The organism is Staphylococcus sp. FSL H8-0121, assembly GCF_038008425.1.
Taxonomy (GTDB): Bacteria; Bacillota; Bacilli; order Staphylococcales; family Staphylococcaceae; genus Staphylococcus; species Staphylococcus pasteuri.
This window is the reverse complement of record NZ_JBBOZB010000003.1, coordinates 138,205-151,628: the sequence shown is the minus strand read 5'-3', so window position 1 is coordinate 151,628 and position 13,424 is coordinate 138,205. Positions and strand designations below refer to the sequence as shown.

The 13,424-nt window shown below is 30.6% G+C and carries 16 protein-coding genes; 10 read left to right on the top strand and 6 right to left on the bottom strand.

Annotated features, from left to right (window positions below):
* Positions 1-4 precede the first annotated feature (4 nt).
* Positions 5-241, top strand: coding sequence for a hypothetical protein (locus LFT63_RS11050; protein ID WP_029056365.1), 237 nt, complete (start codon positions 5-7; stop codon positions 239-241).
* 144 nt (positions 242-385) lie between these two features.
* Here the strand turns inward: LFT63_RS11050 and LFT63_RS11045 are convergent, their stop codons facing one another.
* From LFT63_RS11045 to LFT63_RS11035, 3 genes are all read right to left on the bottom strand, one after another.
* Positions 386-1,336: a glycosyltransferase family 2 protein gene (locus tag LFT63_RS11045; RefSeq protein ID WP_029056366.1), complete on the bottom strand. Its 951-nt coding sequence runs from the start codon at positions 1,334-1,336 to the stop codon at positions 386-388.
* Entirely contained in the window at positions 1,333-2,085 is a 753-nt protein-coding gene (locus LFT63_RS11040) for a hypothetical protein (RefSeq protein ID WP_340769196.1), read from the bottom strand. Before LFT63_RS11040 ends, LFT63_RS11045 begins: the two co-directional genes overlap by 4 nt.
* A 123-nt stretch (positions 2,086-2,208) precedes the next feature.
* Entirely contained in the window at positions 2,209-3,399 is a 1,191-nt protein-coding gene (locus LFT63_RS11035) for a Mur ligase family protein (RefSeq protein WP_340769193.1), read from the bottom strand.
* Positions 3,400-3,645: 246 nt separating this feature from the next.
* Here LFT63_RS11035 and LFT63_RS11030 point away from each other — a divergent pair, with 246 nt between their 5' ends.
* Entirely contained in the window at positions 3,646-4,947 is a 1,302-nt protein-coding gene (locus tag LFT63_RS11030; protein ID WP_017636403.1) for an MFS transporter, read from the top strand.
* 94 nt (positions 4,948-5,041) lie between these two features.
* On the opposite strand, the gene folE2 is transcribed toward LFT63_RS11030, so the two are convergent.
* From folE2 to LFT63_RS11015, 3 genes are read right to left on the bottom strand one after another with little or no spacing between them, the layout of a single operon-like run.
* Entirely contained in the window at positions 5,042-5,920 is an 879-nt protein-coding gene (gene folE2 / locus LFT63_RS11025; RefSeq protein WP_340769189.1) for a GTP cyclohydrolase FolE2, read from the bottom strand.
* Between the two features lie 12 nt (positions 5,921-5,932).
* Positions 5,933-6,598 carry a bacillithiol biosynthesis deacetylase BshB2 gene (bshB2, locus tag LFT63_RS11020; RefSeq protein WP_340769187.1) on the bottom strand — a complete coding sequence of 222 codons (666 nt, stop codon included), beginning with the start codon at positions 6,596-6,598 and terminating at the stop codon, positions 5,933-5,935.
* 14 nt (positions 6,599-6,612) lie between these two features.
* The gene (locus LFT63_RS11015; protein ID WP_340769186.1) at positions 6,613-6,975 is read right to left on the bottom strand and encodes a YojF family protein; all 363 of its coding nucleotides are present in this window, start codon (positions 6,973-6,975) and stop codon (positions 6,613-6,615) included.
* A 237-nt stretch (positions 6,976-7,212) separates the two neighbouring features.
* Here LFT63_RS11015 and nagB point away from each other — a divergent pair, with 237 nt between their 5' ends.
* The 8 genes from nagB (at position 7,213) to LFT63_RS10975 (ending at position 13,267) form a co-directional block, all read left to right on the top strand.
* Positions 7,213-7,944: a glucosamine-6-phosphate deaminase gene (gene nagB, locus LFT63_RS11010; protein ID WP_340769184.1), complete on the top strand. Its 732-nt coding sequence runs from the start codon at positions 7,213-7,215 to the stop codon at positions 7,942-7,944.
* Positions 7,945-8,038: 94 nt separating this feature from the next.
* Positions 8,039-8,671: a 3-hexulose-6-phosphate synthase gene (hxlA, locus tag LFT63_RS11005; protein WP_029056369.1), complete on the top strand. Its 633-nt coding sequence runs from the start codon at positions 8,039-8,041 to the stop codon at positions 8,669-8,671.
* A 2-nt stretch (positions 8,672-8,673) separates the two neighbouring features.
* Positions 8,674-9,222 carry a 6-phospho-3-hexuloisomerase gene (gene hxlB, locus LFT63_RS11000; protein ID WP_037555767.1) on the top strand — a complete coding sequence of 183 codons (549 nt, stop codon included), beginning with the start codon at positions 8,674-8,676 and terminating at the stop codon, positions 9,220-9,222.
* 120 nt (positions 9,223-9,342) lie between these two features.
* A complete protein-coding gene (locus LFT63_RS10995; protein ID WP_340769182.1) occupies positions 9,343-9,990 on the top strand; it encodes an HAD family hydrolase in 648 nt (215 codons plus the stop codon).
* A gap of 155 nt (positions 9,991-10,145) precedes the next feature.
* A complete protein-coding gene (locus tag LFT63_RS10990; RefSeq protein ID WP_340769179.1) occupies positions 10,146-11,519 on the top strand; it encodes an AMP-binding protein in 1,374 nt (457 codons plus the stop codon).
* Positions 11,519-12,667, top strand: a complete 1,149-nt coding sequence (locus LFT63_RS10985; protein ID WP_340769176.1) for a thiolase family protein — start codon at positions 11,519-11,521, stop codon at positions 12,665-12,667. The genes LFT63_RS10990 and LFT63_RS10985 overlap by 1 nt, the downstream gene beginning before the upstream one ends.
* Positions 12,633-13,007, top strand: coding sequence for a hypothetical protein (locus LFT63_RS10980; protein ID WP_029056372.1), 375 nt, complete (start codon positions 12,633-12,635; stop codon positions 13,005-13,007). The genes LFT63_RS10985 and LFT63_RS10980 overlap by 35 nt, the downstream gene beginning before the upstream one ends.
* 29 nt (positions 13,008-13,036) lie before the next feature.
* Complete coding sequence (locus LFT63_RS10975; protein ID WP_326002660.1) at positions 13,037-13,267, top strand: hypothetical protein; 231 nt, start codon at positions 13,037-13,039, stop codon at positions 13,265-13,267.
* The last annotated feature ends 157 nt before the right edge of the window (positions 13,268-13,424 follow it).

Here is a 13,424-nt window from a genome sequence, read left to right as displayed (position 1 = left end):
AGTTATGGATAATAAAGAGAACGAAAAAAATATTAATAATGATGATGAAAAATCTGAATTAGATAAAGAAATTGAAGCTGAATTAATTGAATATATGAATAGTGATAAAAAAGAAGAAAAAGAAGAAAAAAAGAAATATAAAACAGCTGGATTTATTGTTGCATTAGTCATTGCAATCTTATATATGGTTAAATTCGCTAAGCATTTTATGTATATTGATTTGCATTCACTAATACATTAAAATGGCTTAGTTATTAAATATATGATTGTACTTATAGTGTTACAAAGAATTAACAAAAATGAGCACTAAGACGGTTTTTTATAAAAACCATCTTAGTGCTTTTTGATTGTTATTATTAATTATATTTGGTTTGGAAATATTTAACTATTGGTACTTGTCATATTTTCCCAAAAATAAATTTTCAATGAATGTAATAGACTTTTCTGAAATGAATGGATTACGTAATAATTTAATTAATGTTTTTTTTGTATGTTTAAATAATCTCATTGGAGCATATTGACCTCGTTGAATCATGTCAACATAACGGTTTAAAAATATAGTAAGCAAATCTTGCTTTCTTTGTTGAGAAATATTATTTTGGTTCACTATAAAATCATACACAGCAGAATATATTTTCACTGCATCTCGAGGAGGCGTAGATGAATTTGACAATGCAACATCATCTTGAGCTTCATAAAAATAATAATCTTTTTCATAGCCTAAAATGGTTATATAATTAACTACACTGTATACTTGCATTAAAAACCAATTATCTTCACGTACTTTTATATCTTTTGGAAAGCGAATATTATAATCCTCGATAATAGATCTTTTAATAAATTTACCTATAACATTTAAACTATTATAAAGTTTAGTATTTTCAAATATTAAATCAGATTTTGTATATTTGCATGAAAAGGCGGATCGACTTATAGGTCTATTGCTATTTATTGCTCTGAAATAAGGCATGCATATCATATCATTATTAGTTGTATTTGCAATTTCCATTGCATCGCTTATAGAATAAGGTGTAATGTAATCATCTGAATCAATAAATAATACCCATTCTCCGTTAGCGTTATCCAGTGCTTTATTACGAGGAACTGAAGCGCCACCTGAGTTCATATTACTTTCTAAAATAATTAGATTAGGTATTAATGATTTAAATTGTTCAACTACTTTTAAAGAGTTATCTGTAGATTTATCATCAGAAATAATAACTTCAATTTTATCTAAATTATAATCTTGTTCAGCAATTTTAGTTAACAGTCTGGCGATTGTGCTTTCTCTATTATATAAAGGAACAATTATGGAAACATCTATTTTATTATTCATTTTACATCTCCTGTATAGTGAAATAATATTTCTTTCGCTTCATTTTCATTTGCAAATGATGTGAAAATGATTGTTTTATTATCTCCACGAATAAATCCACTTTTATATTTTAAACCTATTAAGAAGTAATTGTTGAATTTAAATAAACTATATTTATAATTTTTGTAAATATTGAATAAGTCTCCAACAGTAAAGCTTTGTCTCTCTTTAACTCTGAATCTACCTGTTAAATTGATAGCGATAGAATTACTTAAATTAAATTTATTAATTGCAAAATTTGTATATTTCTTTCTATTTGCAAAATTTTCAAATAAATAATCTACAAGTTCATATGTTTCTGACGGATGTGGCCCTTTAGTCATTGAAGATAGCAAACTAAATACATTTACTTTTTTTCCTTTGAAAAATGTTGAGTTATTAGTTACCCATTCTTGTAACTCTAATTCTTCGTTTTGAGCATTTTCATCAATTGCATTCATGTAATAAAGCAGTGGACCCATGCCTTCAACTGTCATAGAATTTTCTGTATTATATTCGTGTTCGATTTTACTAGTTACATTATCGACAATAATATAACTTTTTCCTGCTTTACTTATTGAAGAAAATAACTCTTCTTCATTTTGTAAATTCATTCTTTTTAATATATGTGGAAGAGTTTTAGCGATTTCAGGAAACTCAGTACCACCACTTGAAGATTTTAATAATGTAATTGAATCTGAATTACATAAATATTTTAAATCATTAATCATTAATTCTTTGTTTGGGTACCATGTAATATTTTTATTATTAATTTTATTAACTACAGGTCTTAAATCATCATCTAAACAAAGAATATGATCAGCATTTGAATTAGTTAAATATGGTATTAATTCCTAATGGATTTCTTTAGACTTATGCCCTAAATCATTAATTTTCCCTATTGCAATAATTTTATTGCCACTAAAGAATTGAGTCTGACTATCAAAAGCTTTTATTGCATTTATCATGGCAGGAAGTGAAGCATTATGAGTATCATCAATTAATGTTAACTGATGAGATTTTGTTATAACTTTTTTCATTTTTAATATTTTAGAGAATGGTTTAAAATCATAAAGATGTTTAGGTTTAATAGGCACATTTAAATTTTTCATGATGAGTAATGCACCTAATGTATTTGAAATCATACCATCACTTATTGTATTGATTTGATACTCATTAATATCATGATTATTTTCAATACCAATTTGAATAGCACCTTTTAAATAATTTATATATGATGGTGCTAGATCAGAAGGTTTAGTATTATCTATTGAATAAGTCTGTACATTTTCTGTGAATTGTGAAGCTTGTTGCTTTAAATAATCTAAGAACATTGTGTCGCCATTAATAATAGCTATGCCGTTTTTATTGAGACCTGCAAAAATTCGAGCTTTTAGCTCAGCGATTTCATGAATACTTTTGAATGTTGAATAATGTGCAGCACCAATTCCAGTAATAACGGCAATATCTGGTTTGAGATATAATGCTGTGTTTTCCCTATGATTGATAGCATTAAGAGAAGTTTCAATTACGGCAAAGTCAGGATTTTTAATCAATTTTAGCATATTAGCATAAATAGCGGCTCTAATATTATTATTCCCTCTATTTTCAAGAACATTATAATCTTGCAGTAAAGAAGAAGTTAGCATTCTAGTTGAACTTTTCCCCATCGATCCTGTAATAGCTATAACTGGATTTTTATATTGGTTTCTTATGTAAGTTGCAAGTTTTTTAATGGCTTTAACAGAATCATGAACGATAAGTTGAGGAATTTTATGTTCCATATTTTCAACGTATTTTTCAGTAATTATTAAGCCAATATTTTCGTTAGATTTATCAATTAAATCATTTCCATCTGGAGCGTTTTTACTTCTCCCAAGTTCTTTCCACCAAGTTTCTTTGTTTGGAGAAAAGTAAGCAGTATTTTTAGATTTGACAAAGCTATAAATAGTTTCAAAATCGTTAATTTCTTTATTTAATTCATTTGGTTCAACATCATACAAAGAGCCTTCTATAATAGTTGATATATCTTTAATTGTTAACATAATAATCCCCTTAAACTCCCTACACTTTTTAATAGCATTTTTATTTAAAAATATTAATAAAAATAGGATAACTTAAATTTTAAAATAAATCTTCAATAATTATATCATGATATTGTGTGTGATTTAAGTGATTTATATAATTTAAGGATAATTGTTTTAAAATTCTAACTATTTGTGGTAGCGCTTACAAATAAATGTGTGATAAACTACATACAAGTGTAAATGTTCATGAAGGGGTGGGGCTTAATGAAACGTTATCGTTATTTTATTATTACTATGATTGTGCTTATGACAATGATTAATTACATTGACAGGGGAGCCATTTCATACGCGCAAGAAGATATTATTAAAGAATTTGGATTTGACACGATTGCTTGGGGAACTATTCTTGGCTATTTCGGTTATGGTTATATGTTTGGTTCCCTATTAGGTGGAATTACAGCGGATAAAAAAGGGCCAAAATTTGTTTGGATTGTAGCAGGAACAGCTTGGTCATTAGTTGAAATTGGAATGGCATTTGCTGGGGAACTAGGTATAGCAGTGTTTGGTGGTTCAGCTTTAGCTGGTTTTGGTATGCTACGCGTTATGTTTGGTATAGCTGAAGGTCCAATATTTTCAACAATCAGTAAAACAAATGCGAACTGGGCAGCACCAAAAGAAAGAGGCTTACTTTCTGCCTTAGGATTAATTGGAGTCCCTCTAGGCGCAGTAATTACAGCTCCAATAGTTTCAGGCTTTTTAACTATTTCAAATTGGCGTCTATTATTTATTTTACTAGGTTTATTAGGTCTTGTTTGGGTAGTTATTTGGGCGAAGGTATTTACAGATTACCCTGAAGATAATAAAAGAATTTCTGAAGAAGAACTTAAATCAATACGTTCTACAGAGGATAGTTTAAATGTTGAAAAGACAGTTGATACTGAAAAATCTAAAGAAAAATGGTATCACTTTTTCACAAGTACAACACTTATTTGTAATATGTTAGGTTATTTTGGTTTCCAATATGTGAACTTCTTGATATTAACTTGGACTCCTAAATACTTACAAGATGAATATCACTTTGAAATACACTCTTTATGGTATTTAGGTATGATTCCTTGGATAGGTGCGGTGTTCACAGCATACTTTGGTGGTCAACTTTCAGATTGGCTTAGAAAGAAAACGGGAAGTTTAAGAATTGCACGATCAGGTTTATCAATAGCTGGTATGATTTGTGCTGGAACATGTTTCGTGATTATTCCATTTACGCATAGTATTGTCGCAGTGATGATATTGATGATGATAGGAAATGCATTTATTTTCTTACCAAACGCAGTTTATTGGGCAGTTATCATTGATACTACACCAAATAATACTGGTACATTTGGTGGTATCACACATTTCTTTGTTAATACAGCGACAGTTATTGCACCAACATTAACAGGTTACTTAGTAGCATCATATGGTTATTCTTCAATGTTCGTTTCCGCAGTAGTAGCATCATTGATTAGTATTGTTGCAATGTGCTTTGTTAAACCAGGTGAAAAGAAAATGCATATTTCAAAATAAAAATAACCTGAGACTTACTTATAAGTCTCAGGTTAACAAATAAATGATATATTGGCAGTCCATCCGTTATAGAAATATCGGATGGACTGTTTTTTTATTTTCTATATTTTAAACGAGCAAATGCATCATGTTGGTGTATCGATTCTTCATTTCTGCATTCAATGTCAAATCCCTCAATCCAATCGAATTCAACTAAATCTGCAGCAATCAAACGAATTAAGTCTTCAACAAAACGTGGATTTTCATAAGCACGTTCAGTAACACTTTTTTCGTCTGGGCGTTTCAATATAGGGTATAATATTGAGCTAGCGTTAGCTTCCATAGCATCTAAAATTTTATCTTTGTAATCATCTATAACTATGTCATCTTTGTTTAGATATGCTTTAACTGTAACAATCCCACGTTGGTTATGCGCAGAGTATTCGCTGATTTCTTTAGAGCAAGGACATAAAGTAGTAACAGCTGCTTGAATAGTTACTTCTTTACGCGTAACTTTAGTACCTTCAATTGCAATACCATAAGTGACATCAGCATTTCCAATCGCTTTGATATTAGTTACAGGGCTAAAACGATCAAAGAACCATTTACCACTAACATCAACACCGGCAGCATTTTGGTTCATTTTTTCTTGCAATGTTCGTAAAACATGGTATAACGTATTAAATTCCAATTCAATACCCTTATTGTAATGTTTTTCAACACTTTCTAAAATGCGGCTCATATTTATGCCTTTTTCATCTTTATTTAAACTTGTTGAAAAACTAAATGTACCTGCTGTTTGAAATTGATCAATTAATACAGGATAAGTTAAGTTTTTAATACCAACTTCTTCGATTTCAAATAAGAAGTTTTTGTGCGTACTTTGCAAATCAGTCATTTCATTTTTAGTTGTGGGTTTCGTACCTTCGATAGGGTCAACAGAACCAAAATGTTTCCATCGGCCTTCACGTGTAGATAAATCAAATTCTGTCATTGTTAACCTCCATTAAGATTCGAAATGATAAGTCCAGAATGGTTCAATTTCTAAAAAGCTATGAACTTCTCCACCAACTTGTGGACTTGCTAATTCTTTTAAAAATGGTCCAGTTTGTGAAGCATGTGCTTCAAAGGCTTTAATTTTAATATCCTTATATTTAGAAATATCATTTTGGATGTCAGGTTCACCTAATATATCGGGTGCATCATTACTAAACGCAACTAATGTTAATCTTGGACGTTCATTCTCTGGCATACGACCAACAGTTCTTACTACTGCTTCACCAGTTGCTTCGTGGTCTGGATGAACTGCAAATTTCGGATAAAAAGAAATAATTAATGAAGGATTAGTTTCATCAATCAAATTTTTAACCATATCATCCATTTGATCATGTGGTTCGAATTCAACAGTTTTATCTCTGAGTCCCATTTTTCTTAAATCAGTAATGCCAATCGCTTTAGCGGCATTTTCCAATTCTTTTTCACGAATATCTGGTAATGATTCTCTAGTAGCAAATGGAGGATTACCCAAATTCCTGCCCATTTGGCCTAAAGTTAAACAAGCGTATGTTACCGGAACACCTGCCTCGATATAACTTGCGATTGTTCCCGCAGATGAGAAGGTTTCATCATCTGGATGAGGGAATATAACGAGTACATGTCTTTCATCTGTCATGAATCTTACCTCCTCTATATTGTAAATGGCTTATCGCTAATTTCTAATGTAGCAGCCAATTGTCCTTCATAATTAAATCCAGCTATGAGACATTCATTATTTTGGTTAACTTCATAATGTGTTAGTCCCTGAACATAAATCCAACCTCCGTCGCGAAGTTTTAATCCGATACGGTATGGATCTTTATCTCCACCTTTAAGTTGTGCATGTTCAAATGTTACTTGAATATTTCTCAAAAAAGTACCAGCATTAAATACACGTTCATCAAAATGGTTAGCATAAGCACCATTTGTTGTTTCAACATGTAGGTAAACGGGTTTGTTTTCATAAGAAGTTAATAAATCCATCACTTCTTCATATTTAATAGGTTCCAACACGTTCACTCCTTACACCATTCAATGTGTTTATCAGTCTATTTTACTAAAAACAACTCAATAAATGTACATCTCTGCTCAATTTATTTAATTAATTTTGTAATTATTTCCATATATTAACATTTTCATGAAGGGATATCACTTTATTACGGAAAAATATTGTGTCGTGTTATAATCCAAAATGTAATTAAGGGGTTGGTTATTATATTGTTTGGTAGTAATTATTTGAGGTGATTTATTATGAAAATTATTAATTTAGGCACTAAAGAATTAGCATCATTTTATGTTGCTTGCGAATTATTTAAACAAATGGATGAATATCCAAATAGTAATTTAGGTTTAGCGACTGGTGGAACTATGACAAATGTTTATGAACATTTAGTTTCGTTATTAAAGAAAAATCAATTAGATGTATCAAACATAACAACATTTAATTTAGATGAATATGTTGGTTTAGAGCCTGAACACAATCAAAGTTATCATTATTATATGAATCAAATTTTATTTAATCAGTATCCGTATTTCAATCGTCAAAATATTCATATACCAAATGGAGATGTCTCCAACTTAGATGAAGAAGTGAAACGATATAATCAAATCATTGAATCAGAGGGGCCTATCGACGTTCAATTGCTAGGTATTGGAGAAAATGGGCATATAGGATTTAACGAGCCTGGAACAGATTTTGATAGTGAAACTCACGTAGTTGATTTAACTGAAAGTACGATTAAAGCGAATAGTAGATACTTTAATCATGAGTCTGAAGTGCCTAAACAGGCAGTATCTATGGGACTTCAATCCATCATTAAAGCTGAAAGAATTATATTATTGGCATTTGGCGAGAAAAAAAGACAAGCCATAAAGAATTTATTAACTCAACCTATATCAGAAGATATTCCATCTACCATTTTAAAAACACATGCTAATGTAGAAATATATGTAGATGATGCAGCTGCACCGGATGTCGATTAGCTTATAAATATACGCTTCGTTTAAAGTAAAAGTTTAAAGGGTAATTCATTCAATGTGAGAGAAAAAACAGTTTAAACTGAAAGGATGAATTATAATGGAATTACAATTAGCAATTGACTTATTAAATAAAGAAGAAGCAGCAGAATTAGCGAAAAAAGTAGAAGAATATGTTGATATTGTTGAAATTGGTACTCCAATCGTTATTAATGAAGGTTTACCTGCAGTACAACATTTAAATGAAAATATTAACAATGCAAAAGTTTTAGCTGACTTAAAAATCATGGACGCAGCGGACTATGAAGTTAGCCAAGCAGTTAAATTTGGTGCAGATGTTGTAACAATTTTAGGTGTAGCTGAAGATGCTTCAATTAAAGCGGCAGTAGAAGAAGCACACAAAAATGATAAACAATTATTAGTAGATATGATTGCAGTGCAAGATTTAGAAAAACGCGCAAAAGAATTAGACGAAATGGGTGCTGACTACATTGCAGTCCATACTGGTTATGATTTACAAGCAGAAGGACAATCTCCATTAGATAGCTTACGTAAAGTTAAATCAGTAATTAAAAATTCTAAAGTAGCTGTAGCTGGCGGTATTAAACCAGATACTATTAAAGATATTGTTGCAGAAGATCCTGACTTAGTTATTGTTGGTGGCGGTATTGCTAACGCTGACGATCCTGTAGAAGCTGCTAAACAATGTCGTGACGCTATTGAAGGTAAGTAATTATGACTAAATTTAATAATTATCAACTCATTTTAGATGAGTTAAAAGGAACTTTATCTCACGTAAAGGATGAAGAATTCGACGGATTTGCTTCTGAAGTAACAGAAGCTTCACGAATCTTCGTTGCAGGTAAGGGTCGTTCTGGATTTGTTGCAAATAGCTTTGCAATGAGATTGAATCAATTAGGCAAGCAAGCATTTGTCATTGGTGAGTCAACGACGCCATCTATACAAAAAGGCGATTTATTCATTGTCATTTCTGGTTCAGGTTCTACAGAACATTTACGCTTATTAGCTGATAAAGCAAAATCAGTGGAAGCAGAAGTTGTACTATTAACTACTAAACTTGATTCTGCAATTGGTGAAATTGCAGACACGGTTGTTGAATTGCCAGCAGGTACTAAACATGATGCTGAAGGTTCAAATCAACCATTAGGTAGTTTATTCGAACAATCGTCTCAAATCTTTTTAGATAGTATTGTGATTGGTTTAATGAACCAACTTAATGTTGACGAAACGACAATGCAAAATAATCATGCAAACTTAGAATAAATAATCAATTTAGGCTGGGACATAGAAAGATGTCTCAGCTTTTATTATGGCATAATATATGTTAATTTTGTTATATAATAAAAAGATAAACCTTAATTTGATATTTTAGAGGTGAATAATTTGAATTTTGATAATTATATTTTTGATTTTGACGGGACATTAGCAGACTCGAAGCAATGCTCAATTGAGGCAACTAAAGAAGCTTTTGCACAATTTGGATTAACAGAACCAAGTGATTCAGAAATTATTCATTATATGGGAATACCAATTGAAAAGTCATTTATGGAGATGAGTGATCGTTTTTTATCTGAAGAAGCGTTAGATCAACTGATACAACTTTTTAGAGAACATTACCAACAATTCGAGGCGAGGTATTTATGTTCATACTCAGGAATAGCAGAAACACTAGATCAATTAAGTAGACAAAATAAGCAAATGTTTGTTGTATCTAGTAAAAAAACGAATGTATTACAAAGGAATTTAGAACATTTAGGTTTGAGTCGATTTATTAAAGAAGCTATTGGTTCTGATAAAGTGAAAAATTATAAACCCGACCCAGACGGATTACAGTACATTCTTCAAAATCATAACCTTAATCCAGCGAATAGTATATATATCGGGGATGCTATATTTGATATTCAAATGGCTAAAGCAGCTGGAATTAAATCTTGTGCAGTAACTTGGGGTTCACATTCATCAAAAGATTTAATCAGTGAAAATCCAGATTATGTATTAAGTGAAGTGGACGAGATAATTAGAGTTTTATAACTTACAAACATGATAAATAAATAATATATCAATTAAAGTTAGAGTATTAAGTCATTAAAATGACAGTTAAAAATGCTCTAACTTTTTTATTTATCAATGAAACAAATTAAATGTTAATATAATATACAAATAAGTTAACATTTGTAGGTGGGAATATGTCAGAATTACTTCGACAATTACAACAATATGCTATAACAAAATCAGATCAACCAGCTGTGATTATTGATGATGAAACAGTTACGTACCATGAAATATGTTTATTGATAAACCAAAACAAAAAAACAATGACTTCTATCCCAAAAGGCGTCAGGGTAGCATTATGCCATCATAATGCATTAAAAAATATTATCGACTATTTGACTTTATTGTCTTTAGATTGTGTACCGTGTTTATTGGATAGCAAATGGAGTTTGAAAATGATTAGAGAGCTTATGAATACTTATCATATACCATTTCATAATATGGAAAATGAAATATCGAAAGTCTCAGCAGTTAAACTGACATCAATAAAAGATAATCCAACTAATATCTTACATATTGGTTTTACTTCAGGTACAACTGGTTTACCTAAAGCTTACTATCGTAACGAACCGTCATGGATTGTTTCGTTCGAACAAAATGAAATGCTTATGCAAAGACAAGAAAAAATATTTGTAGCACCTGGCCCTTTATCACACTCATTGTCACTATATGCTTGTATATACGCTCTTTATACTGGTCGCACGTTTATTGGACAAAATCATTTTAATTCGATACAACTCATTGACAAATTGAACACCATTCAACTTCCTACTGCGATGTTTTTAGTGCCAACCATGTTACATCAACTATTGTCCAATCATGATATGCCAACATGTTTGTCTAGTATTTTTAGTAGTGGTGCTAAATTAAATAAGCATATGTTCTATAAATTAAAAGAACAGTTATCTCATGTAAATTTAATAGAATTTTTTGGGACATCGGAAGCTAGTTTTATAAGTTATAACTTAAACCAAAGCGCACCCGAATCATCAGTTGGTAAATTATTTTCAAATGTTGATTACCAAATAAAGAACAAAGATGAAGAAGGTATAGGTCGATTATATGTCAGAAGTAATATGACGTTTAGTGGTTATGTGAATGATGAGAACGAATTACATGATTATCAATGGATTAGTACAGGTGATTATGCACATATTGATGAGAAGCAATGTTTGTATTTAAGAGGAAGAGTTGGGTCAAGATTGATTATAGGCGGTAAAAACGTTTATCCAGCTAAAATAGAAAGCGAAGTTACTAAAATCCATGGAATTAATGAAGCTATTGTTATAGGACAGCAACATGATAAATTTGGGGAAATTGCTGTTTTACTATATACAGGCGATATTGAATTAGATTATAGAAAATTGAAAACGTATTTAATGAATAAAATAGATAGGTACGAAATTCCTTCTAAGATAAAGAAGGTAACTAAAATGTCGTATACACGAAGCGGCAAAATATCTCGATTTGAAATGGAAAAAAGATGGAATACAGGAGAACTAAAATAATGAAACAACCCGTTATTGTTGCAGCTAAAAGGACAGCATTTGGCAAATATGGAGGTAAATTAAAACATCTAGAACCAGAGGAATTATTAAAATCATTATTTAACTATTATCAAGATAATTATTCAGAAGTGATTGCTAATTTAGATGAAGTTATTTTAGGAAATACAGTAGGAAATGGTGGCAATATTGCACGGAAATCTTTATTAGAGGCTGGCATTGATGATGCGATACCAGGATTAACGATAGATAGACAATGTGGTTCGGGGTTAGAAAGTATCATTTATGCTTGTCGAATGATACAAAGTGAAGCTGGAAAAATTTATCTTGCTGGAGGAGTAGAAAGTACAAGTCGAGCACCATGGAAAATACTACGACCTCAATCTGTATATGAACAACATTTCCCTCAATTTTATGAGAAAACTTCATTTGCACCAAAGGGACAGGATCCAACTATGATTGAAGCAGCTGAAAACGTTGCTAGAAAATACAACGTATCACGGGAAGACCAAGATCAATTTGCATATCAAAGTCATCAGCGCACAAGATTGAATTATGAAAATGGAAATATAAACCAAGAAATAGTCCCTTTAATAGTAAAAGGTGAAAAATTTGAAGACGATGAAAGTATAAAACCTAATTTAAATTTAAAAACATTATCGCGATTTAAGCCACAATTACCTAATGGTACAGTGACAGTAGGAAATAGTTGTATGAAGAATGATGGAGCTGTATTGGTTTTAATTATGGAACTTGAAACAGCGAAATATTATGGATTTAACAATGGTCTATATTTTAAGGGTGCCATGACAAAAGGTGTAGACCCTAACATACTGGGGATTGGTCCGGTACCTGCTGTACAGAATTTACTTAATTGTTATGAATTAACCATTCATGATATTGATGCAATAGAACTGAATGAGGCATTTAGCGCACAAGTTTTAGCCTCACAAAAATTATTAAATATACCAGATTATAAATTAAATCAATGGGGTGGTGCTTTAGCGTCTGGACATCCATATGGAGCAAGTGGTGCAGCCTTAGTGACACGATTGTTTTATATGAAAGATAATTTTAGAACAATAGCTACTATGGGTATAGGAGGTGGCCTCGGTAATGCAGCTTTATTCGAACGATGGGACACAAAGTGAAATAAGAGAAATTCGATTTAATGAAGAGGAGGTAATGAGATATTGTCAAATTATTGGTGTGGAATATAAGGGTTATGTTCCTGAATTATTTTGTGCCAAGTTATGGCCAGAATTCACATTGTTCCAGGAATTTATAAATGAAAAAATCTATTTGAAAGAAACAAAAGTATACCAAACCAATAAATTAGTTACATGTACAAATTATAAAGCAGAATTACGCAAAAAAGAGGTACTTAAAATCAAAAATTTCATCAAATACACCTACACTTTGAAAATTAATAAAGATAATAATAATTGTATTTATATAGAACAAATATTTATAAAGGTAAATCAAATATGAAGATAAATGAGCAACTAATAAAACACTATTTGGCACGTGTAAACGATAAAAATGAAATCCATGATGATATTGTTCCAGGACAATTAGTTTGTGATATTGTGATGAATAAACTCGATATAACATGGTCTTCTTATAAAATAAAATACTTTAGAACCATTGGTATTAATGAAGATATTGATTATTCAATGAAAAATAAGGATACGATAACGGTTTGGAATAAAGAAGATGGGGTAAAGTTAATTGTTGTAAAAATTAGATAAAATAGAATTTGTTTTAAATAATTTTTCTTAATGGATGATTTGATTGAATAGATTTTTTTATTTTAACTAATTTTCTGTAAAATGAATAAATTTGTATTTTTGAATTTAAATAAAATTGAATCAATTTGACAACATTAACTATCATAGTATAATTATG